Genomic DNA, 22,174 nt, shown 5'->3' with positions numbered 1-22,174 from the left:
ATAGCTGTTTTAGGCGATTATAAAAAAATATATCATTATTACTCTGCATTTCTCGTTATTACAACAAATTACATAATTTTTCATGATAATTATTAACGGATAATAATTATTGATTAGTGCGGCCAAATTTAGGTGGTAAAATGGAATCAATGGTGTTACAATAAAAAAGATAATGTTTAATTGTTTATAGGAGAGAAAGGACACTATGTTTACCTGTATGACAAGTTCTCCCGAGGAAACTGGTCACCTAGCCGAGCTGGTGGGGCAGAAGATTCGGGAAGGAACCGTGCTTTGCCTGGAGGGCGACTTGGGGGCTGGCAAGACGTTGTTTGTGCAGAGTCTTGCGCGTACCTTGGGCGTCGAGGGGGATGTGACGAGTCCGACCTTCAACCTGATGAATGTCTATGAAGGGATTTGCCGCATTTACCACTTTGACCTCTACCGGCTGGAAACAGAAGAAGAACTGGAAGATATCGGCTTTTATGAGTACACGGAGGAGCCAGAGGGAATCGTGGTCATCGAATGGCCCGACAAGTTCCCGGAGTCACTGCCAGAGGATTATATCGAGGTGCGTATTCGTAAATTAGGCGAAAACACCGATGAACGGCAGATTGATTTTTCCAGTATCGGCGAGAAGAATCAGGAGTTTATAAAGGAGTTGGAAGACTTTGTCCATACTGGCCATTGATACCGCTACGCAGGTTTCAAGCGTAGCCGTGGCTGATGAGGGGCGGCTTTTGGCCGAGCTTACCATGCAAGGGAAGCTCACGCATTCGGAAACCCTGCTGCCTCATATTGAGCAGGTGCTGAAAATGGCAGCTGCAGCAAAAGAAGATTTGACCGGCATTGCCATAAGCAATGGCCCCGGTTCGTTTACAGGCTTGCGCATTGGCCTTGCGGCAGCAAAAGCCATGAGTTATGTGCTCGGGATTCCCTTGGTCGGCGTTTCGACCCTGCAGGCACTGGCCTATCAACTGCCTGTGCCGGGTGTGCGGCTTATGTGCCTCTTGGATGCCCAAAAGGGTAATGCCTATGTGGAAAGTTACCACTGGGAAAATAATAGCCTGCAGGTAGTAGAACCGGTCAAGGTAGCCAAAATCAGTGAGATTGTGGCCGATTGTGCGCAGATTGGCGAACAGGTCATTTTGCTTGGCGATGCCGTACAGAAAAAGATTGTCGGCAAAATGGAACTGCCGGCAAATGTCAGCACAGCCATGCCGCATATCGTCATGCCGCGGGCGGCCTGCGTGGCCATGCTCGGACAGGAAAAACTTTTGGCCGGCGAGACGGATAACGTGATGGATTTGGAACCGGTGTACATTCGCCGCAGTGAAGCGGAAGTGCTCTGGGAGAAACGTCATCCCGAAGAAGCGAAGGCCACGAAGCCGACTGAGGAAATGTAATTGCAAGAAAGAGGAGATGTAATGGACACTGTTCCTTTAGATAGTATAGATGTGAATAAACTGGAATTTCGGGAGATGGCTCCCGAAGATGCGGACGCGGTAGAAATTGTGGAAAAGGCTTGCTTTGCCATTCCCTGGTCACGGGAGTCCTTCTGGAAGGAAGCGCAGAATGAAAACACCTTGTATCTGCTGGCTCTCGATGGCGAGCGCGTGATTGGCTATGTGGGCTGCTGGATTTCCTATGAGGAAGCGCAGATTACCAATGTGGCGATTTTGCCTGAATATCGGGGCAAGCGCATTGGTACGCGGATGTTTGGCGAGATTATCGACCGGGTGAAGGAAAAGGGCGTAACGGCCATGACCCTGGAGGTACGGCCCACCAATGCTCCGGCGCTGGCGCTTTACAAGGGCTATGGCTTCAAGGAAGCCGGCCGCCGTCCGAAATACTATCAGGATAACGGTGAAGATGCCATTATCATGTGGAATACGAAACTCTGATTGTATAGATAAGGTGACGGAAGTTTTTATGGAAAAGAAAAAGGAAGAACTGCTGACGCTGGCGATTGAGTCCAGCTGTGATGAAACTTCAGCGGCAGTTTTGCGGGGCGGACGGGAGATTCTTGCCAATATCATCTCCACGCAGATTCCCATTCATCAGAAATTTGGTGGGGTGGTGCCGGAAATCGCCTCCCGCAAACATATCGTAAATATCATGCCGGTAATTGATGAGTGCCTGCGCACAGCTGGCGTGGAACTTAAGGATATCGACCAGGTGGCCGTAACGTATGGCCCGGGGCTCGTCGGTGCGCTTTTGGTCGGTGTGTCGGCGGCAAAGTCGTTGGCGTTTTCGCTGGGCAAGCCTTTAATCGGTGTCAATCATCTGGAAGGGCATATCTTTGCCAATTTCCTCGCGGCACCGGATTTGGAACCGCCGTTTATGGCGCTCGTGGTGTCCGGTGGGCATACGGCGCTTGTCGATGTGCAGGGCTATAACCGCTTCCGCATGATGGGACAGACTCGTGATGATGCGGCTGGCGAAGCCTTTGATAAGATTGCCCGCGTGATGGGCCTGCCTTATCCCGGCGGCCCGCGCATTGATGCGCTGGCTAAAGAGGGCGACCCGATGGCAATTGATTTCCCGCAGGCGCTTACGGAAAAGGGCAATTACGAGTTCAGCTTCAGCGGTCTGAAGTCGGCGGTGCTCAACTACATCAACAGTGAGAAGATGAAGGGGCACGAGCTCAATAAGGCCGATATTGCCGCATCCTTCCAGCGTTCGGTTATCGAGGTGCTGGTGGGCAAGGCGTTCCAGGCGGTCAAAGAAGCTGGGCGCGATACATTGGTGCTGGCTGGCGGTGTGGCAGCCAACAGCGGTTTGGAAGCCCGCCTGCGCGAAGAAGCGGAGAAACGGGGCGTAAGGTTCCTCTATCCGAGCAAGATTTTGTGTACCGATAATGCGGCTATGATTGGGTGCCGTGGGTACTATCAGGCGCTCGATGGCGGGTATAGTGACTTGTACCTGAATGCGGTGCCGGGGCTTAGTCTCACAGATAAATAAGTTTATAAGATACGTTCCAATGGCGGAACAGAGATATTTTTCACGCTACGCTAAGAGGCGGGGCTAAAAATATTTTTGCTTTTCAATTAAGTATCGGGAAAAGTCAAAACTCGCTGCGCTCAAACAGTAGACTTTTCTCGATAGGGCAAGGGTAAGCAAAAATATTTTCTTCACGCCCCGCCCCTTACGCACCGCTTAGAAAAACATCTCTGTTCCGCCAAGTTACGTTTTTAGGAGTATTGTCATGAAAAATGCCTTACTAACAACCAAACAATTAAATATCTTAGACCGCCTAAAACAAATTCTCTCCTTTGTGGCTGACCTCGCCCATGGGCATGCCATCATCTACATTCAGGCGGAAACAGTGGACAAACTGCGCATAACCGCCACGGCTACGCCGCATACGGTTTATATGCAGGATGATGCGGAAATGGCGGAAGGGATTGTGGATTCTCTTTCTGAACCGCTGGTCACGGAGGTATTTCAATCCGCGCAGTTTGTGCATGGCAAGCGGGAGCAGGACTATGGGCATTTTGTGGATATGTATGTGTTCCCTATTGTCGATAATGCGCATGTGATTGCGGTTATCAGCATTGAGGTGGATAAGGAGCACTTGAATATTGATGACTTCTCCTATCTCATCAAGACCACGCAGGATGTGTTGAATTTTGCGGCGCGTGATGTGGATTTGGCGCCGTTTATGCCGCTTTCGGCCAGTGACGGGCTGTTGATTACCGACCAGTTCAGCCGGATTGTGTTTGCCAATGCGGCGGCGCAGCGCATTTATCGGGTTTTGGGCGTGGGCAGTCTCAAGGGCTGTCATTTGTTCGACCGGCAGCTGACGCGTCATGTCACGCGGGAATCCTTTGAACGGGAGCGGCCCTGGCAGAAGGAACTTTCGGCGGGCGGCTTGCAGCTTATCCGCCGGCAGATTGATTTGCAGGCGGGGGGCACGCTTCTGCGGCGGATTGTCGTGCTCTCGGATGTGACGGAAATCCGGGCCAAGGAGCAGGAAATCCGCATTAAGTCGGCGGTGATTCAGGAGATTCACCACCGGGTCAAGAATAATCTGCAGACGGTGGCCAGCCTCCTGCGGCTGCAGGCGCGGCGCAGCGGTTCGGAGGAAGTCAAGTCGGCGCTTTCCGAAAGCGTCAACCGCGTGCTGTCCATTGCGGCGGTGCATGATTTTCTCTCGCGGCAGGGGCGGGAGAGCATGGAGCTGGGGCAGATTATGGCGGAGATTTTTGCCCAGGTCAAGGCAAGCATGGTCGCGGCGGATTTTGATTTGCAGCAGGAGTATGAGGGGGAGGCGGTAAGCCTGCCGCCAAAATACGCCAGCTCTCTGGCACTGGTGCTCAATGAGCTGATAATAAACGCCGTGGAGCATGCCTTTGCCGGACGGCAGGCGGGGCTTGTAGGCTTAAAGGTGGAACTCGATGAAGAATTACGGCTGGATTTCTACGATGATGGCTGCGGTCTGCCCGCAGATTTTCAGCCGAACAAATCCCGGTCACTGGGGTTATCTATAATTCGCACCTTGATTGAGGGCGATTTGGAGGGCAGTTTCCGGTTGGAAAATGACAGCAGCGGCCGGGGAACGCATGCGTATATTGTCCTGCCCAAGCCGCAGGCGCAGGGGCAGGTTGTGGCGAGTTTGGAGGAATGAGTTATGCAGGAAAACAAGAAAACATTACGGATTGTCATTGCCGATAACGAATCCCTTATCCGTCTGGATATCCGGGAAATGCTCGAAGATGCAGGCCATGAAGTCGTGGGCGAAGCGGTAAACGGCCGGCGGGCCGTGGAACTGACCCGTCAGCACCGCCCGGATTTGGTGCTGATGGATATTAAGATGCCGGAAATGGACGGTATTACTGCGGCAGGAAAAATCTATGTGGATAAAATTGCCCCCGTAATCCTGCTGACGGCGTTCAGTCAGCCCGATATTGTGGATAAGGCGAAGGACTCCGGCGTACTGGGGTATCTTGTAAAGCCGGTGCAGGAAAGCCAGCTTTTTCCTGCGATTGAAATCGCGCTCTCCCGTTGGCAGGAAATGCAAGGGTTGGAGGATGAACTGGAAAAGCTCAAGGATTCGCTGGAAACGCGCAAAATGGTCGACCGGGCCAAGGGCATAATCATGGCGGCGCATAAACTGGGGGAACAGGAAGCGTATCGCCGGATGCAGCAGTATGCCATGCAGAAGCGGGTGCCGCTTAAAGATGTGGCACAGAGTATCATTCGCGCGGCCGGGGGCAAGGCTTGAGAGAAAGATATGCAAAGGCGCGCGGTGACTGGTAATACCTTTCCTTCGCCATAGACAGGCTTGTCAAAAGCTGCGGAAAGGCATCACCAGTCACCGCACTTAGTGCGAACATTACAATGAAGTGCAAAGGCGCCCGTCCTGTGGGGAATAACTTTCTTTCGCTTAGAAAAGCTTGTCAAACGCTACAGAAAGTCATCCCCACAGGGCGGGCTTAGGTTTTGCTTACAGTCAAATGTCTTTGACGATAATACATGATTATGATATACTCATCAAGAGGACGAACGCGGATTTTCCGTATTCACATTGATGATTTACAATGATGGTCGAAGTGAGTCTAGTCGAGCTTCCCGACACTTTATCAAAGCTCCAAAGGGTGATGTGTAATTGCCCTTTATTATACCGTGGAATATCAGCTTTTGCTGTACGCTATTGGAACCTTCGTTCTGGTGCCTATCCTTTCCGGCTTTTGGTCGGAATTCGGCAAAGATTTATATACTTGGCTAAAAGCTAAGCTTCTTGGATAGTTTCTTCGGTTAATGCTAGGCCAGAGTTCGTAGCAAGCATGAAAAAAGCCGCCCTGGCCGGGGCGGCTTAATCATGAATTCTGTTGACCATCAGATAGCCGTCTGATAGGTCACTGTTTGGTATTAACCATACAATTTACCAAATCGGAAGGTGTTGGGCGACCATCATTGTGGTTCGTCCTCCTTTTCATATCTTGATTATATCAGTTTGCCGTAAAAAGTCAAGGAATTTGCTGTATTTGTGGCGGCATCGTGCTAAAACGCCCGTCCTGTGGGGAATAACTTTCTTTCGCTTAGACAAGCTTGTCAAACGCTACAGAAAGTCATCCCCCACAGGACGGGCTTGATTTTTGCATTAATTTTCCTAAATTTCATTGTGAAACATATGATTTTTGGCAGGATTTTTTTACTGTATGACGAAAAGAGGAGGTAGATGGATAACTAAGGAAAGGTGAAAGGTGGGGGAACTATGAGTCTCAAACACAAGTTTATGGCATTGTCCGGCATAATGGGGCTGTTAATGGCCATTGTGGCTATTGTCGGCTACGTTATGGCCAGCCGTGAACTGAATCAGAGCGTGGACAGTGAACTGCGGGCGACGATTTCCCGCGAGGCTATGGTGTTGGATGGTTGGCTGCGGGAGAAACGGGCCTTTGGTGAGGCAACGACCAACTACATGACCAGTCTGAATGGCAATTTTGACATTATGCATAGCAAGGCCACTCTGGGCACCACCATGTCGGATAAGGAAATTCTGGAAATGACGGGTGCGACGGAGGACGGCTGGTGGATGGGGTATTACACTGGCGATAAGACCGGGAAACGCGACCCGCGTCAGCGTCCCTGGTATAAGGATGCCAAGGCCAAGGACAAGGTGTTCTTTACCGATGCCTATGTAGCTGCCAGCACGGGCAAACTGGTCGTATCCGTGGCCGCACCGGTTAAAGCCGATGGTCAGTTCATCGGGGCTACCTGCGTGGATATCGCACTGGATGCCATCACGGAGCAGGTAAACAAATTGAAATACCACGGCGAAGGTGCGGGCATTGTCATGGAGAAAAGCGGCAATATTCTCGCGACCTCCGGCGCCGGTGAGCAGATGAAGAATTTTAAGGAAATTGATGGCCTGGGCAGTCATTTTGAGGAAATGGTCAAAAATGGCGAGGGCTATTTTGAAGCGAACATCAATGGCGAAGATAAGGTCTTTGCTTATCAGACCGTGCCTTCAACAGGCTGGATTATGGGGATTTCTGTGCCCAGTTCCTTTGTGTTTGCCGCGCTTACCCATTTGAAGATGGTGTTCGGCGTGCTCATTGTTATCGGACTGCTCTTTTCGGGCGGTGTCTGCCGGAGCTTTGCCGGCCGCATTATTAAGCCGGTAGAGCTGTTGGAAGCGCATGCAACGCAAATGGCGAATGGGAATCTTTCCGTGAACAATTTGCCGGTGGAATCCAATGATGAAATCGGTATGCTGACCAATGCCTTTAACACCATGTGTGCCAATTTGCGCAATCTGATTGGTAAGATGGCAGCTACCAGTGAGCAAGTGGCGGCGTCTTCCGAAGAACTTACCGCCAGTGCGCATCAGTCCGCAGATGCCTCCGTGCATGTAGCGGAAACCGTGGGTAATGTGTCCTTCAGTATGGAGAAACAGCTCGAAGATATCAACGGGGCCAAGAAGAATGTGGATGAGGTTTATGCGGATGTAACGGCGATGGCGGACAAGGCCCGTACCGTTACGGAAACTTCCAACCGCACAGCTGAGGCCGCGCAGAAAGGATCACAGCTTATGGAAAATGCCGTCAAGCGCATGGGCAATATCGAGCAGAGTGTTATCTCGTCGGCCAATGTCGTGGAAAAACTTGGGGAAAACAGCAATCAGATTGGGCAGATTGTGGATGCGATTTCCTCCATTGCCGAGCAGACAAATCTCCTGTCCCTGAATGCGGCCATTGAAGCGGCCAGAGCAGGTGAACATGGCCGCGGCTTTGCGGTGGTCGCCGAGGAAGTGCGTAAGCTGGCTTCGGAATCGCAGGAATCTGCCGAACAGATTAAGTCGCGCATTGATTCCATTCAGCGCGATACCTTTGAGGCGGTCAAAGCCATGCAGACAGGTACAGATGAGGTGAAATCCGGTACGGCAGCCATTCGTGAGGTCGGCGAACAGTTTGAGGGGATTCTCACGATGGTCAACGGCATCAAGCAGCAGATGGATGAAATCAATACTTCGGTGAATACGGTGGCTGCAGGGGCCAATAATATCGTAACGGCGGTGGATTCTATTGATGGGATAAGCCGCAAGACCGCCGAGGATACGCAGACGATTTCGGCTGCTACGCAGGAGCAGTCCGCGTCCAATGAAGAAATTGCGGCAGCTTCGCAGGCTTTGGCAAATCTGGCAGCGGATATGCAGACCGCCATTAAACAATTTAAGGTGTAAACTGCAACAAAGGAGTTCGCTTGAAAAAGAGAGCTCCTTTTTGCTGTACAGGTGACGAAGGGTAATAATCCGTCTGGCTGTATTGCTTAGAAAAAATAATTATGATAAAATAAATATAAGTAATAAAAACAGAGAGGAGGGGTTCTCATGGCAGCGATTGGCGAGACCTTGGAGATTATGAGCCGGGCTGTGGATTTTTCCGTGAAGATGCCACGGATGCATTCATCCTTTGACCCGCATCCCGACATGCATACAGCCACTCCTGTTCGTGAGCCGCAGGACATTAATCGAACGGTGTATAATGCCCTGCAAAATGGCATCAGCGTGGAAAAAACGCTCAAAGAGCAGGCGGATACTTCGGTCAAGGACTATCAGACGGGCAAAAAGTCCTTCCAGGAAATGCTGCGTAAGGTTACCGACACCACAGAAGAAGACTATAAGACTACGACAGCGTATCTCAAGAAAAAAAGCGATGCCGCAACGGATGGCTATACCGCAAACTCCAACAGCAAGGCAACGGGAACGGCAGGTAAAATCGTTGATGTGCAGTCATGAACAGGCTGCAGGAAAATTGCAGAGCGAATGAAGGATTGACTGGTTTGTACGACTAGTTCGTACGCTTGACCAGTCAATTCTTTATTTTTGTCCTATTCTGTCCGGGACAAGATTGAATGTCTTTAACTTGTATAAAATCGGAATAACCCGTATAATAAAACCATCGAAACACGAATTACTTAAATCGGTTTTGATACGCTTCTGAGTGATCATAGGAGGCAAAGTGAAAATGAATCTGCGTGAGCGAACCACAGCAATCTTAAAAATTTTGACGGAAGGGGACAATCCTTTCCAGAGTGCAGGCGAACTGGCCGAAAGGTTAGGCGTCAGCACGAAAACCGTATCAAGAGAACTGCCAGCAGTGGCAGAGGCGCTAAAGCCTTATGGTCTTGACCTTTCCCGCAAAAAAGGGGCGGGCTTTTCCATAGACGGCGGTGCCGAAGCGATGGCTTCGCTCAAGGAATTTCTGGGGCAGGTGAATGACAAGACTTTTACTCCGGAGGAGCGGCGGTCGATTATCGTCAGCCAGCTGCTTCCCAATCAAGAGCCGGTAAAACTCTTTACCCTCGCATCGCTCTTAGGCGTAACCGATGGCACCATCAGCAAGGATTTGGACAGGCTGGAAAGCTGGTTTAAGGGACATGGGCTGAAACTTGTCCGAAAACCCGGTCTGGGGGTCTATATCGAAGGTAAAGAAGCAAGTATCCGGCAGGCAATTGTAGCGTATATTTATGAAAATGTAGGTGAGCAGGAGCTGTTATCGCTTGTGCAGGCCAATCTGGCCGAGGATGGACAGGCAGTGAGCATGGCTTCCTCCCACCTGCTGGATTTAGTCGATAAAGAAATCATTCAGCGTTTGGAACGCTTAATCCGGCAAACGGAAAAATCTTTGGATGGGCGGCTGTCCGACCAGGCCTTTGTGGGGCTGCTGGTGCATCTGGCACTGGCAGTACAGAGGATTCGGCGCCATGAACCCATCAAACTGGCACCTGAGGTGCTGGCGGATTTACAGTCGAAACCTGAGTTTAAGCTGGCGGCAGATTTGGGCGCAAAAATCGCTAACGAATTTGCCATCACGATAAACGAGGCGGAGACCGGCTATATCGCCATGCATATCTTAGGCGCCCGCAGCCGCTACCAGCCACAGGGCATGCCGGCGTCACTGGATAACTTCCATCTGGTGCGCATGGCCAAAGCCGTGATGGGGGCGGCGGAAAAAATCAGTGGTCAGAAATTATATCGCAATTCGGCACTGCTGACGGGGCTGGTCAATCATTTGGGGCCGTCCATCAGCAGGTTAAAAATGGGGATGCCGATACGCAATCCGCTGCTCGGTGAGATGAACAGCAATTATCCGGAGCTTATGCAGCTGGCGGCAGCCAGTGTCAAGGATATCGAAGGGGAGCTGGATATCGTATTTCCGGAGGAGGAAATCGCCTATATTGCCATGCATCTGGGCGCGGCGCTCAACGACAATCAGACGCTCAAGAAACTGCAGCGCCGTGTGATTGTGGCGTGTCCCACGGGGATGGGCACGAGCCGCTTGCTTGCAAGCCGCCTGCGCCAACAGTATGACAATCTCATCGTACACGATATGGTTTCCACCATGCAGCTTACCCCCGCTTACTTTCGTGAGCATGAGGCTGATTTTATCATCGCGACGGTGCCGATACCGCATGTACCGCTGCCGGTGGTGGTCGTAAGTGCCCTGCTCACACCTGCCGACCAGGCAAAAATTGATGGTCTGCTCGACAAGCAGCTGCCCGCCGAGCGGGTAGAGGCTCCGGCAGCTACCGCCAAGCCGGATTTTGTCAGCGCACTTAAAATCATGGGCGCTTACGAACAGGCAATCCTGACACTCATCGAGGGCTTTTTCTTCGCAGAGGATGCAAAGTCCATGACGGTGCAGGAAATTTCCCAGCTGGCTGGCAGGCTCATAAGCGCGGATAAGCAGGTAGCGGAGAACGTGGCCCGGGAGCTTTTGGCCCGGGAAGACAAGGGCAGCACAGCGGTCAGCGGCAATCATATGATTCTGCTGCACTGCCGCAGCAGCCATGTACAGGAAATTCATTTTGGCATTGTCCATGTCGGTGACTTTTTCTTCTATCCCGCCGAACCCACGGAGAAAATCCGTACGGCGGCGGTGATGGTGGCACCGAAGGAATGCAGTCAGTATGAATTGGAAACAATAGGTTATATATCCGCCATTCTACTCGAACGGTGGGGCTTTATCGAAGTGTTGCATGAAGGGGATAAGCGGCTTATCCACGATGAGTTAATCCGCATTTTCCGCCAGTTTCATGCCAAGAAATACAAGGAATTGATGGAGGGATAATCCATGAGTACAGCGACGAGTTCTGCACAGAGCTTGGGTTTTCAGGAAGCAATGCAGAAATTTGGCCGGTTTTTGTCCGGTATGGTTTTGCCGAACATTGGTGCATTTATCGCCTGGGGCTTTTTGACGGCGCTCTTTATTCCTACGGGTTGGCTGCCCAATGAATACCTAGCGCAGGTGGGCGGCCCCATGAGCAAATGGCTCATTCCCCTGCTCTTAGGTTATAGCGGCGGTGCAGCTGTTTACAAACATCGCGGCGGCGTGGTCGGTACGATTGCCACGGCCGGTGTTATCGCCGGTGCCGACATTCCCATGTTCCTGGGCGCCATGATTATGGGCCCGCTGGCTGGCTTCTTGATGAAGAAATTCGATGCCGCCATCGAGGACAAGATTCCCACGGGCTTTGAAATGCTCGTCAATAACTTCTCGGCAGGCATCTTAGGTGGTGTCTTGGCTGTGCTCGCCTTTGTCGGCGTCGGCCCCGTGGTGCTGGCTGCTAATGGCGTGCTGCGCTCTGGCGTGGAAGGCATTGTGGCAGCAGGGCTTTTGCCGCTGGCATCCGTTATCATTGAACCCGCTAAGATTTTGTTCCTGAACAACGCCATCAACCATGGCGTGCTCTCGCCGCTGGGCATTCAGCAGGCCGAAGAATTTGGCAAGTCCATGTTCTTCCTGCTCGAAGCAAATCCCGGCCCCGGCCTTGGCGTACTGCTGGCTTACTGGTTCTTCGGCAAAGGCATGGCGAAAGATTCCACTCCCGGTGCGATGATTATTCACCTTCTGGGCGGTATCCATGAAATTTACTTCCCCTATGTCCTCATGAAGCCGGTACTGCTGATTGCCGTTATCGCCGGTGGCATGGCCGGTGTGGCAACCCTGCAGCTCTTAGGCGGCGGCCTTATCGCTCCGTCCTCTCCGGGTTCCATTATCGCGGTTCTCGCCATGACCCCGAAAGGCGCCTTTATCGCCAATATGGCAGACTTCCTCGTAGCCACGGTGGTTTCCTGTGCCGTAGCATCGGTATTCATTAAAGTTTCCGCCACGGAAGAAAGCGGCGAATCCCTCGAAGAAGCAAAAGCAGCTATGCAGGAACGCAAACAGCGCGGTCAGGTCGCTGTAAGTGCTGTACGCATCAGCGGCAGCGAACTGGAAAGCATCGTTTATGCCTGCGATGCTGGCATGGGCTCCAGCGCCCTCGGTGCCGCCAGCCTGCGCAAGAAACTGCGCAATGCAGGTTATACGCATATCTCTGTAACTAACGCCGCCATCGGCAATATCCCCAAGGATGCGCAGATTGTCGTCACCCATGAAAAACTGGCACAGCGCGCTATGGAAGATTCTCCGCAGGCTGAACATATCCTCGTGCGCAACTTCACGCAGAATGATGTGTTTGAACAGATTATCGCCCGCCTTTCCGAAAACAAGATGGACGGCGTAATGGCTGCCGGTCAGTCCGGTTCCCGCGAAAAACACGTTTTGGACCTTACGAATATCCAGCTCGGCCTTAAAAGCGTGAGCAAGGAAGAAGCCATCACCGCCGCCGGCAAGGCTTTGGTTAAAGCAGGCTTTGTGGACGAAGGTTACATCGAAGGCATGCTCAAACGCGAAGCCGATATCAGCACCTATGTGGGCAAAGGCATTGCCATTCCCCATGGCGAAGCCGCTGTCAAAGATACCATCCGCCAGTCCGGTATCGTGGTGCTCCAGTATCCCGAAGGCATTAAGTTCGGCAACGACACCGCCCATATCCTCGTGGGGATTGCCGGCAAGGACAACGACCATCTCTCCATCCTCGCTAACATCGCCGCTACGATGGATGAATGCAGTGATGAGGAGCTGCAAAAACTCTACAACACCAAAGACGCCAACGTGCTCTATGAGCGTTTCGCACTGGCAAACTAATCAAATCTGAATATTACATGTCCCTTTTCCACGCAGGCGTATACCCTGTGGAAAAGGGACTATTTTTTTGACAAATTTTGGAGGTAATCAAGATGAAAAAGGCAATCCATTTCGGTGCAGGCAATATCGGCAGAGGTTTTATCGGAGAGCTCCTGGTGCGTTCCGGCTATGAAGTGACGTTTGTGGACGTCAATGCAGAACTTGTGGATTTAATCAATGAGCGCCGCGCTTACGATATCAAGATTGTAGGGGATAAGCCCGAAATCATCCATGTGGAACATGTGCGCGCCATCAACAGCGCCGCCCATCCCGAAGAACTCATCAGGGGCATCTGTGAAGCCGATATCATCACGACGGCTATTGGCCCGAATATCCTGAAATTCATTGCGCCGAATCTGGCGGCAGGCCTTGCAGAACGCGTAAAAGTAAATCAGCAGCCCTTGAATGTCATCGCCTGTGAAAATATGGTGGGCGGATCCACGGTGCTCAAAGGTTTTGTCGAAGAAAACCTGCCGGAAGAAGCCAAAGAAGACGTGGCTAAATATATCGGCTTCCCCGATGCCGCTGTGGATAGAATCGTACCCCTGCAGAAAAATGACGACCCCCTGCTCGTGCAGGTCGAACCCTACGCCGAATGGGATGCCAATGTGACCCAGGCCAAAGGCGAACCGCCGCAGATTGAGGGCCTGACCTGGGTGGAAAACCTCGAAGCCTATATCGAGCGCAAGCTCTTTACCGTAAATACCGGCCATGCCTCCATTGCGTACCTTGCTTATCGCAAAGGCATCAAGGACATTTACAGCGCTATGCAGGATAAAAACATTGTGGATATGGCGCGTAAGGTTTGGCAGGAAACAGGGGACTTGCTCGTGCGTAAGTTCGGCTTTGACCCCAAAAAGCATGAAGAATACGTCAAGACCACCGAAAACCGCTTTAGAAATCCGCACCTCAGCGACGAAGTGACAAGAGTAGCCCGCGGTCCCAAACGCAAACTCGGCGCTAAAGACCGCCTCGTAAGCCCCGCTACCCAGCTTTTGGCACAGGGACAGAAACCCTCGGCCCTGGCTACAGTAATCGGTGCAGCCTTCCACTTCGACTATGATGGAGACAAAGAAGCGCAGGAAGTGCAGGGCGCCATTCAGGAAAAAGGCCTGCATAAGGCAATCCTGAACTATACACAAATCCCCGAAGAATCCGAACTCTTCCGTATGGTGGAGAATAAGACAGCAGGATTTTAAGTGCCTATTTATAGAAATGTGAAAAATTCCATGAACATGAAAAGTCCGCTGATCCAAAGTATCAGCGGGCTTTTATGTAAATTGCAGTTTGCCAGTACGTGCTGAAATTTTTTTGTTACAGCTCAGTTTGGGCGTAGGTGGTAATACTTTTCGCCGTTGCACTGAATGACCCACAAGCAAGGGAGGCGCTTTTTAGTTACCTGCGCCGGGCAAGACCGGCGGCGCGTATGTTCAGCTTAATTTTTAGGAACTATCGTTTGTGGGCCAGTCCTCACTGCGTTCGGACAATCGTTCCACGGCGAAAAGCATCACCACCACCGCCCTAAGCGATGTTCGTATAAAACGGCACTTTCGCGGTGACAAGCAGCAAGTACATCGATGTTCTTGTAACGGGAGCAACGAGTTCGTTGCAATCGTTACTCCGTAACTGGGGGCGGACGGGGAGTGCTTTTTCTGTTAGGAGCGACTGCCTGAACGCAGTGAAGGCCGGCCCCTGTAGGAAGTCGCTAAGCAAATACGCTGAAAGCAGCGCCGTTGGCCTGCCCGGCGCGAGTAACTGGACAGCTATTTTTTCCGAGGGGGTCGTTTAGCGGGAAACAGAAAAAGTACTCCCCGTTCGCCCCTGACCACGTATGAACAAGATACCTTTACCACGAACTGAACTCCCCGACAAACTGCAACTTATATGTATGAATAAGCTATGCTTTTTTGATTGGGAATGATATGACCAGTTCCATTTTACTGATAATAGATAATATCCACAAAGTTCACCGGTTTGGTACCGGTGTTGCAAAATTTATGCGGGCGGGTGCAGTCGAAGCACATGGCATCGCCTTTATTCAGGACATAGGCTTCGTTGGCAATGTAGGCTTCTAGTGTGCCTTGTTGGACAAGTACATATTCCTGCGTGTTGGGGGAATGGCTTTCGGACAGGTGTTCTTCGCCGGGCAGTATGGTTACGGTGAATACGTCAAAACGTCGTTGGGCTGTGGCCGGGAAGTAACATCTTGCCGAAAATAAGCCGTTATCGTCTGCTTGTATGGGAATATCGGCTTCGCGGACAATTTGTACTGAGGCGGCTGGTGGGGCAATGAGCTGGGAATAATCCACGCCCAAGCCATTGGCGACCTTCCATATCGTATTGATGGTGGGGTTGCCCTCGCCCTTTTCAATTTGTGACAGCATGACCTTGCTCACACCTGACCGGTCAGCCAGTTGTCCAAAACTTAAATTCTGTTCTTCGCGCAGTCGTTTGAGGTTGTTCGCTATAATTGCATTTATTGTCATCGTTAGCTCCTCCTTTTACAATATAGTTTACCATTCGTAAAATATATTGTAAATATTTCTTGACAATAAAGGAAAAGCACCGTATACTCTATTTAACATTTCGTTAGATATATTAATTAATGGGTTAGGAGTGAATGATATGGTGACTATGGCGATAAATTCCCTGCGCAATCTTTCGCCGGAATCTGCCCGCTGGCAAATGCTCTTTTCTATGGCGATTTTTGGGACGTTGGGCTTTTTCAGTCGGTATACTTCGGCAATTACTTCTGCGGAGCTGTCGTTTTACCGCTCGGCCTCGGCGTTTGTCATCATCGGCATATATTTTCTCTGCCGTGGCCGTCAGCTTTCCTGGCATAAGCTGCGGGAGGATGTCGGGATTATGTTCCTGTCGGGGATAGCGCTCGCAGTTAATTGGTTGTTTATGTTCGAGGCGTTTCGCTATACCAGTATTTCCCTAGCGACCATCAGTTACTATTTTGCGCCTGTGATTGTCACGGTGGTCTGCCCTTTTCTGTTCCACGAAAAAATGACGGGGCGGCAGCTCATTTGTTTTGTCATGTCCACGCTGGGGCTGGCTTTGATTGTGAACGTATTTGAGGCTTCGCCTGAGGCCGCAGATTCGCTGGGTATATTTTATGGTTTGCTAGCGGCGGTCTTCTATGCGCTGTTCATCATTCTCAATAAATACATCAAGAGCGTGGGCAGCATGGAGCGTTCCTTTTACCAGTTTGGCATTGCCGCTGTGGTTATTTTGCCGTACACAGCCTTAGGCGATGGTTTTCATCTGCTGGCATTGGATGTCAGCGGCTGGGCGGCGCTTATGATTATCTGTCTTGTTCATACGGTTATCATGCATTATGCGTATTTTCAGTCCCTGAGTCAGCTTACTGGTCAGGAAGTGGCTGTTCTGGGCTATATTGACCCGCTGGTGGCGGTTATTATTTCGTATTTTCTGTTACACGAAACGATGACCGTCAGTCAGGCGGTGGGCGGTGCCATGATATTGGGCTTTGCCTTGTGGAACGAATGGAAAAGCAGTTAAACAGGGAAAAATTAGGGTGCGACAAGATATGCGGATGCGCATACGCTGTAACAGCCTTGGTTTATAGTTTCAAATATGCCTCTTCAACTTTCATTTCCTCAGGCAGTTCTGGTGTTTGCCCGAGGATTCTGCGGGTGAATAGTTCAAAGGTACGCAGTTTTTCATCATGGGCGATGTTCCAGCGGTCAATCAAAGGCTTGTACTGAGGATTAATGGACAGGGCATCCCGGTAACTGCGGCCGAAGGTACAGTATTTGAAGAGAATTTCCCGGGCAACTTTATTGAGCCGGGGAAGGCCTTCGGACTCATTTTTGACGAACTGTTCGTATTCAGAGGCAAATATCTTGCTGTACCTGTTGCCGTTGCGCTTTAGGGCGGCTTTGACTTTTTCCTTCATATCTGCTGACAGAGTGGAATTTTTCTTGTAGAACTGCAAGTAGTTGCAGTATTCTGCGGTGAGGGATGGTTCGCTGATATCGCTGTAGTGCACGCCCTGAATGCGTTTGCACATTTCCCAGCGGAACTGGGCACACATGCGGATAAGGGTGGTTTCCAAATCTTCTGAATGGAAGATGGACAGTACCATATGAGCGGGAGTCGTTCGCCTGCGACCTTCGATTTCCTGCCAAGTTAGACCGCGGCTGCCGTAGTTAGGCATAAGGATAATGTAGGGAAGAACTTCCCGGTTATAGTCATAGCGGTTGATTTTTAGCTCAGGATAGCTGGCATAGGCGGGGCGGTAGAAGCAGCTAAAGTCGATTTCCCGAATGTGATTTAAGGCTTTCCGAACCCGTTCAACTGTGGACAGGCAGGTTTCCAGCGGACGGGATACAGCCTGAGCGTAGAAGGCGGGAATGTAGGAGAAAATGCTGCCGTAGGTCATTTTATTGGCATTGGCAATCATATTGTGTAGTTCAAAGCGGGCCATAGCCTTGGGGTCATTCAGCATGGCATCGGCCTGCGGCTGTTTTAGATTTCCCTGCCGGACGGCTTCTTTCAAGTGGTCCGGCCAGTCGTTGTCAAATTCGTCCTTAGATGGCTGTGCCTGTCCCAGGGCGATTTTTTTCAGCCAGTTATAGGCGGGCATAATGAGGTCTTCGGGGTCGTCCTCCCATAAAAGAGCAGCTTTGTAAATTGCGGCTGTGTTTTCCTCGCCAGCTAGTTCCTCGTCGATAAAACCGAAGAGGAAGAACATTTTGACCTCAGCGGGAATGCTGTCGGTTTCCAAACTTTTGAAAAAGGCAGCTTCGTAGATGGTGAAAAAATTCTGGGTGATATCGCCGCGCAGACGGCGCATTTCTGCAGATTTTTCGGTTTTGTCCGGCGCTTTCATAAACAGGCGGATATCCTTGGCCAGCGCGTCGCCGATATCCCGGCCAATGCCGGCAAAGGCCAGGATGGTTTGCAGGGCATTGGTGATTTTAGGAATATTGCCGCTGCCAGCTTCCAGCGCTTCCTGACGATGGGCTTCGTCCAGTTTTGCTTTTTGCGTGCGATACTCAGAAGTGAAATCATTGGTGGCAGCATGGGTGTCCTGAATAAAGGCCGTGATGAAGTCAAGCTGGGGATGGATCGCTTGGGCGAGGCGGGCGGCCAGCATGATGGTGCCTATGCAGAAATTGATATCGGCAGGATAACATTCTTTCCGCAGCAGTTCATTTTTTTCCCGACAGGTACGGCAAAGGGCCGCCTGCCAGCCGGTGAGCATGGATGGTTTATCTGGGGGCGTCAGGGTGTTTACATGGTCAAATTTTTGCGGTTGAAGCATTAAGGTGGCACAAATATTTTTATAATCGCTGTAATCGCTTTTTAGGCTGTCACAGAGATTTTGGGCTTTATTATAGAAATCGTCGAGGGTGTTGATTAAGTCTGTGGCTAAATTGATACTGGCAGAAACCATGACAGGGGCAATGGAGGGGGTAGCGGCAATGGCGGCAGCCAGGTCATCTTCGTCATTATAATCGTAGGTAAAGAGGGTGCAGTCCTCGGCAGCTTTGTAATCGTATTCGTATGCCCCGCCACTGGGGTGAAAAGCGCCGATAATGGCTCCGTTGCCTGCGGTGAGCTGGACTTCATCCCCATAACAGAGGGTGAAACTTCCCTTGAGGATAATGGCAATATCCTTCACTGTATCGCCCTTGCGATGCAAAAACTGTCCTTTGCTTAGTTCAAGCTTGCCCATGGCTGCCAAACCTCCTTAACTCTAGCTAACATTGCTACCTCGTATATTCGCGTTTGGGAACGGATTTCCTTCATCAGAAAGAGGTTTGGTTGCGGAAAATTATTTTTTCATCATAGAGGATGCTCGAATCCTGTTGGAAATACATCCCGTTAGAGCGTTAGCGGTTGACACGGCGGGTTTAGTTTGCTAAAATTGACCTCAGCGATGAAAAAGAGGAGTAGCGCGCACTTAGCGAGTCCGGGAGGGTGCAAGCCGGTCAGAGCGTGAAGGGCACTTTGGAGCAAAAGACAAGAGAAAACTTTGAGGTGGGCTTCTATTATATATAGAAACCAATCAGGGTGGAACCGCGGGATTTTGAGTCTCGTCCCTGTAACGATGGCGTTACGGGGGCGGGGCTTTTGTAGTATAAGCACAGTCAACCGTAACAGGAGAAAAAGGAGTTGTACCTATGAAATTTCAGGAAATCATCCTGGCTCTGCAGAAATTCTGGTCAGAGCAGGGCTGTATCTTAGCACAGCCTTATGATGTCGAAAAAGGTGCGGGCACGATGAACCCCTCGACCTTTTTGCGTGTACTTGGCCCGGAGCCGTGGAATGTGGCTTATGTAGAGCCGTCCCGCCGTCCTGCCGATGGCCGCTATGGCGATAACCCGAATCGTCTGTATCAGCATCATCAGTTCCAGGTCATCATGAAGCCGTCCCCGGACAACATTCAGGAGCTGTACCTCGAAAGCTTGGAACGTCTCGGCATTGACCCGAAACAGCACGATATCCGCTTCGTAGAGGATAACTGGGAATCTCCGACGCTGGGCGCTTGGGGTCTGGGCTGGGAAGTATGGCTCGACGGCATGGAAATCACCCAGTTCACCTACTTCCAGCAGGTGGGCAGTCAGGACGTTAAGCCCGTCGCTTCGGAAATCACCTATGGTCTGGAGAGACTAGCCATGTACATTCAGGGTGTCGAAAATGTTTACGACATTCAGTGGACGGACGATTACACCTATGGGGATGTATTCCATCAGAACGAGTATGAGCAGTCTGCTTATGCGTTTGACCTCTCCGATGAAAAACTGCTGTTCGAGATGTTTGACAAATACGAAGCCGAAGCGGTTCGCGTAATCGCAGAAGGTTATGTACATCCGGCTTATGACTATGTGCTCAAATGCTCCCATACGTTCAACCTGCTGGATGCGCGTGGTGCCATCTCCGTATCCCAGCGTACGGCATTTATCGGCCGCGTAAGAAAGCTTGCACGTCTTTGCGCCGAATGTTACTTGAAACAGCGTGAGGAATTAGGCTATCCAATGCTGCACAGGGGGGAGAAATAATGAGCAAGGATTTACTGTTAGAAATCGGCACGGAAGAAGTACCGGCACATGTCATGCCGGGCATCCTTGCCCAGTTGAAGGAAAATGCCGCTAAGGCATTTGCAGACAGCCGCATTGACTGCGGGGAAATCCGCACCATCGGTACGCCGCGCCGCACGGCTCTCCTGGTCAAAGACCTCGCGGAAAAGCAGGAAGATGTGGAAAGCGAAAACCGTGGCCCGTCCGCAGCCATCGCTTTTGATGCGGACGGCAACCCGACCAAGGCTGCTCAGGGCTTTGCCCGTGGTCAGGGCATTGACCCGAAAGACCTCGTGGAAAAAGACGGTTATGTCTATGCCATGGTACATGAAAAGGGCAAGGAAACGGCTGAGCTGCTGCAGACCATTCTGCCGGAACTCATCTGCGGTCTGAACTTCCCGAACAATATGCGCTGGCGCGACCTGGACTTCAAGTTCATCCGTCCGCTGCGCTGGATTGTGGCCCTCTATGATGCAGAAGTTGTGCCCTTTGAGGTTGCCGAGGTTAAATCCGGCAAGGTTTCCCGTGGCCATCGCTTCCTGTCCCAGGGCGATTTCACCATCAACAGCGCTGCAGAATACGAAAAAGCCTGTGAAGAAAACTTCGTCATTGTAGACCAGGAAAAGCGCAAGGCCATGATTCGTGAGCAGATTGCTGCAGTTGCCGAAAAGAATGGCGGCAAGGCTGAAATCACCGAAGACTTGCTCGAAGAAGTGCTCTACCTCGTCGAATATCCGACGGCTCTGTGCGGCAAGTTCGAAGAAAAATATCTGGAACTTCCGCCGGAAACGGTTATCACGCCGATGCGCGACCATCAGCGTTACTTCCCGGTTAAGACTGCAGACGGCAAACTTCTGCCGCTCTTTATCACGGTGCGCAATGGTGGTAGTGAACACCTCGAAACCGTACAGCACGGCAATGAGCGTGTACTGCGTGCCCGCCTGGCTGACGCGCAGTTCTTCTTTGACGAAGACCGCAAGAAGAGCCTTGAAGAACATCGCGAAAAGCTCAAGACCGTTGTCTTCCAGCAGGGCCTTGGCACGATGTATGAAAAATCCGAGCGTCTTGTGGAACTGGCCGGCTTTATCGCGGATGAAATCGGCGCTGATGAAAAGGCTCACAAACACGCACAGCGTGCAGCACTGCTGTCCAAGGCTGACCTCGTTACCGGTATGGTAACGGAGTTCACGGAACTGCAGGGCATTATGGGCCGTGAATACGCAAAACTTGATGGCGAATGCGAAAATGTGGCCATTGCCATTGATGAGCACTATATGCCGCGCTTTGCCGGCGACAACCAGCCGCAGACGGAGGCCGGCCGCATCGTGAGCATGGCCGATAAGATTGATACCATTGTGGGTACATTCTCCCGCGGCAAGATTCCGACGGGCTCCCAGGATCCGTTCGCGCTACGCCGTCAGGCTCTCGGCCTTGTGAACATGCTGATTGAAGCCAAGTGGAACGTAAGTCTGTCCAAGGTTGTAGCTAAATCCATGGACCTCTATGGTCTGACGGATGAGGCTGTCCGCACGAAGATGCAGTCTGATGTGGCTGACTTCATGCGCCTGCGTCTCAAGAACGTGCTCGAAGCTGTCCGCTATGATGTGGTGGATGCCGTGCTTGAAAATGTTGACGATATCTACGCGGTCAGCCTGCGCGCTGCCGCTGTGGCTAAGTTCGTGGAAACGGCTGATGCTGCCGCCAACATTCAGGCCTTTGTCCGTGCGTCCAATCTGGCGAAAAAAGCCGAAGCAACGGAAATCAAGGAAGCTGTCTTTGTGGCTGATGAAGAAAAAGCTCTCTACGATGTTTACAAGTCCACCAACAGCGCTGTTGCCAGCCTTGTAGATGGTGAGGATTACGTTGGTGCCATTGACGCATTGAAGGAACTGTCCAAACCCATTGATGCCTTCTTTGATGCTGTAATGGTTATGGACAAGGACGAAGCGGTTAAGAATAACCGTTTGGCTTTGCTTAAATCCATTGATGCACTCGTTAACCGTGTAGCAGATTTTAGCAAAATCGTGCTGTAATTTTATAAGTTGTCTTTTCACCGCGTACACATTAAAGAAATGTGTACGCGGTGATTTTTTATTTTTT

General features: G+C 51.2%; 16 protein-coding genes. 14 read left to right on the top strand and 2 right to left on the bottom strand.

Annotated elements, in window-relative coordinates; translation table 11 throughout:
* Positions 1-205 precede the first annotated feature (205 nt).
* From tsaE to G598_RS0109740, 11 genes are all read left to right on the top strand, one after another.
* The gene (gene tsaE, locus G598_RS0109790; protein WP_026766820.1) at positions 206-688 is read left to right on the top strand and encodes a tRNA (adenosine(37)-N6)-threonylcarbamoyltransferase complex ATPase subunit type 1 TsaE; all 483 of its coding nucleotides are present in this window, start codon (positions 206-208) and stop codon (positions 686-688) included.
* Positions 669-1,403, top strand: coding sequence for a tRNA (adenosine(37)-N6)-threonylcarbamoyltransferase complex dimerization subunit type 1 TsaB (gene tsaB / locus G598_RS0109785; RefSeq protein ID WP_026766819.1), 735 nt, complete (start codon positions 669-671; stop codon positions 1,401-1,403). Before tsaE ends, tsaB begins: the two co-directional genes overlap by 20 nt.
* 21 nt (positions 1,404-1,424) lie before the next feature.
* Positions 1,425-1,901, top strand: coding sequence for a ribosomal protein S18-alanine N-acetyltransferase (gene rimI, locus G598_RS0109780; RefSeq protein WP_051180165.1), 477 nt, complete (start codon positions 1,425-1,427; stop codon positions 1,899-1,901).
* A gap of 28 nt (positions 1,902-1,929) precedes the next feature.
* A complete protein-coding gene (tsaD, locus tag G598_RS0109775; protein WP_026766817.1) occupies positions 1,930-2,961 on the top strand; it encodes a tRNA (adenosine(37)-N6)-threonylcarbamoyltransferase complex transferase subunit TsaD in 1,032 nt (343 codons plus the stop codon).
* Between the two features lie 244 nt (positions 2,962-3,205).
* Entirely contained in the window at positions 3,206-4,627 is a 1,422-nt protein-coding gene (locus tag G598_RS0109770) for a sensor histidine kinase (protein ID WP_037363850.1), read from the top strand.
* A gap of 3 nt (positions 4,628-4,630) precedes the next feature.
* The gene (locus tag G598_RS0109765; protein WP_026766815.1) at positions 4,631-5,224 is read left to right on the top strand and encodes an ANTAR domain-containing response regulator; all 594 of its coding nucleotides are present in this window, start codon (positions 4,631-4,633) and stop codon (positions 5,222-5,224) included.
* 993 nt (positions 5,225-6,217) lie between these two features.
* Complete coding sequence (locus tag G598_RS0109760; protein ID WP_026766814.1) at positions 6,218-8,188, top strand: methyl-accepting chemotaxis protein; 1,971 nt, start codon at positions 6,218-6,220, stop codon at positions 8,186-8,188.
* Positions 8,189-8,335: 147 nt separating this feature from the next.
* Positions 8,336-8,743 (top strand): hypothetical protein, encoded by a 408-nt coding sequence (locus G598_RS0109755; RefSeq protein ID WP_026766813.1) that lies wholly within the window; start codon positions 8,336-8,338, stop codon positions 8,741-8,743.
* Positions 8,744-8,972: 229 nt separating this feature from the next.
* Positions 8,973-11,078, top strand: a complete 2,106-nt coding sequence (locus G598_RS0109750; protein ID WP_026766812.1) for a BglG family transcription antiterminator — start codon at positions 8,973-8,975, stop codon at positions 11,076-11,078.
* Between the two features lie 3 nt (positions 11,079-11,081).
* Positions 11,082-12,980 (top strand): PTS mannitol transporter subunit IICBA, encoded by a 1,899-nt coding sequence (locus tag G598_RS0109745; protein WP_026766811.1) that lies wholly within the window; start codon positions 11,082-11,084, stop codon positions 12,978-12,980.
* 92 nt (positions 12,981-13,072) lie between these two features.
* On the top strand, positions 13,073-14,218 hold the full coding sequence (locus G598_RS0109740; RefSeq protein ID WP_026766810.1) for a mannitol-1-phosphate 5-dehydrogenase: 1,146 nt from the start codon (positions 13,073-13,075) through the stop codon (positions 14,216-14,218).
* 738 nt (positions 14,219-14,956) lie between these two features.
* Here the strand turns inward: G598_RS0109740 and G598_RS0109735 are convergent.
* Positions 14,957-15,505, bottom strand: coding sequence for a helix-turn-helix domain-containing protein (locus G598_RS0109735; protein WP_026766809.1), 549 nt, complete (start codon positions 15,503-15,505; stop codon positions 14,957-14,959).
* A gap of 139 nt (positions 15,506-15,644) precedes the next feature.
* On the opposite strand from G598_RS0109735, the gene G598_RS0109730 reads away from it, so the two are divergent.
* Positions 15,645-16,547 carry a DMT family transporter gene (locus G598_RS0109730; RefSeq protein ID WP_080657005.1) on the top strand — a complete coding sequence of 301 codons (903 nt, stop codon included), beginning with the start codon at positions 15,645-15,647 and terminating at the stop codon, positions 16,545-16,547.
* A 61-nt stretch (positions 16,548-16,608) separates the two neighbouring features.
* Here G598_RS0109730 and G598_RS0109725 read toward each other — a convergent pair whose 3' ends face one another.
* Positions 16,609-18,729, bottom strand: coding sequence for a cyclic nucleotide-binding domain-containing protein (locus G598_RS0109725; protein ID WP_026766807.1), 2,121 nt, complete (start codon positions 18,727-18,729; stop codon positions 16,609-16,611).
* Positions 18,730-19,177: 448 nt separating this feature from the next.
* Between G598_RS0109725 and glyQ the strand changes: the two genes are divergently transcribed.
* Both glyQ and glyS read left to right on the top strand, forming a co-directional pair.
* Positions 19,178-20,056: a glycine--tRNA ligase subunit alpha gene (gene glyQ / locus G598_RS0109720; protein ID WP_014423721.1), complete on the top strand. Its 879-nt coding sequence runs from the start codon at positions 19,178-19,180 to the stop codon at positions 20,054-20,056.
* Positions 20,056-22,107, top strand: coding sequence for a glycine--tRNA ligase subunit beta (gene glyS / locus G598_RS0109715; RefSeq protein WP_026766806.1), 2,052 nt, complete (start codon positions 20,056-20,058; stop codon positions 22,105-22,107). The genes glyQ and glyS overlap by 1 nt, the downstream gene beginning before the upstream one ends.
* Positions 22,108-22,174 lie beyond the last annotated feature (67 nt).

Source organism: Selenomonas ruminantium subsp. ruminantium ATCC 12561, from assembly GCF_000424065.1.
Lineage (GTDB): Bacteria > Bacillota > Negativicutes > Selenomonadales > Selenomonadaceae > Selenomonas_A > Selenomonas_A ruminantium.
Note: the sequence above shows the minus strand (reverse complement) of the source record. Positions and strands in the feature narration are given on the sequence as shown.

Excerpts from the sequence above, each read along its gene's own strand:
- rimI (WP_051180165.1), top strand. The coding sequence starts at position 1,425 with ATGGACACTGTTCCTTTAGATAGTATAGATGTGAATAAACTGGAATTT.
- G598_RS0109740 (WP_026766810.1), top strand. The coding sequence starts at position 13,073 with ATGAAAAAGGCAATCCATTTCGGTGCAGGCAATATCGGCAGAGGTTTT.
- G598_RS0109765 (WP_026766815.1), top strand. The coding sequence starts at position 4,631 with ATGCAGGAAAACAAGAAAACATTACGGATTGTCATTGCCGATAACGAA.
- G598_RS0109735 (WP_026766809.1), bottom strand. The coding sequence starts at position 15,505 with ATGACAATAAATGCAATTATAGCGAACAACCTCAAACGACTGCGCGAA.
- tsaD (WP_026766817.1), top strand. The coding sequence starts at position 1,930 with ATGGAAAAGAAAAAGGAAGAACTGCTGACGCTGGCGATTGAGTCCAGC.
- G598_RS0109760 (WP_026766814.1), top strand. The coding sequence starts at position 6,218 with ATGAGTCTCAAACACAAGTTTATGGCATTGTCCGGCATAATGGGGCTG.
- G598_RS0109755 (WP_026766813.1), top strand. The coding sequence starts at position 8,336 with ATGGCAGCGATTGGCGAGACCTTGGAGATTATGAGCCGGGCTGTGGAT.
- G598_RS0109770 (WP_037363850.1), top strand. The coding sequence starts at position 3,206 with ATGAAAAATGCCTTACTAACAACCAAACAATTAAATATCTTAGACCGC.
- G598_RS0109750 (WP_026766812.1), top strand. The coding sequence starts at position 8,973 with ATGAATCTGCGTGAGCGAACCACAGCAATCTTAAAAATTTTGACGGAA.
- glyS (WP_026766806.1), top strand. The coding sequence starts at position 20,056 with ATGAGCAAGGATTTACTGTTAGAAATCGGCACGGAAGAAGTACCGGCA.
- glyQ (WP_014423721.1), top strand. The coding sequence starts at position 19,178 with ATGAAATTTCAGGAAATCATCCTGGCTCTGCAGAAATTCTGGTCAGAG.
- tsaE (WP_026766820.1), top strand. The coding sequence starts at position 206 with ATGTTTACCTGTATGACAAGTTCTCCCGAGGAAACTGGTCACCTAGCC.
- G598_RS0109745 (WP_026766811.1), top strand. The coding sequence starts at position 11,082 with ATGAGTACAGCGACGAGTTCTGCACAGAGCTTGGGTTTTCAGGAAGCA.
- G598_RS0109725 (WP_026766807.1), bottom strand. The coding sequence starts at position 18,729 with ATGGGCAAGCTTGAACTAAGCAAAGGACAGTTTTTGCATCGCAAGGGC.
- G598_RS0109730 (WP_080657005.1), top strand. The coding sequence starts at position 15,645 with ATGGTGACTATGGCGATAAATTCCCTGCGCAATCTTTCGCCGGAATCT.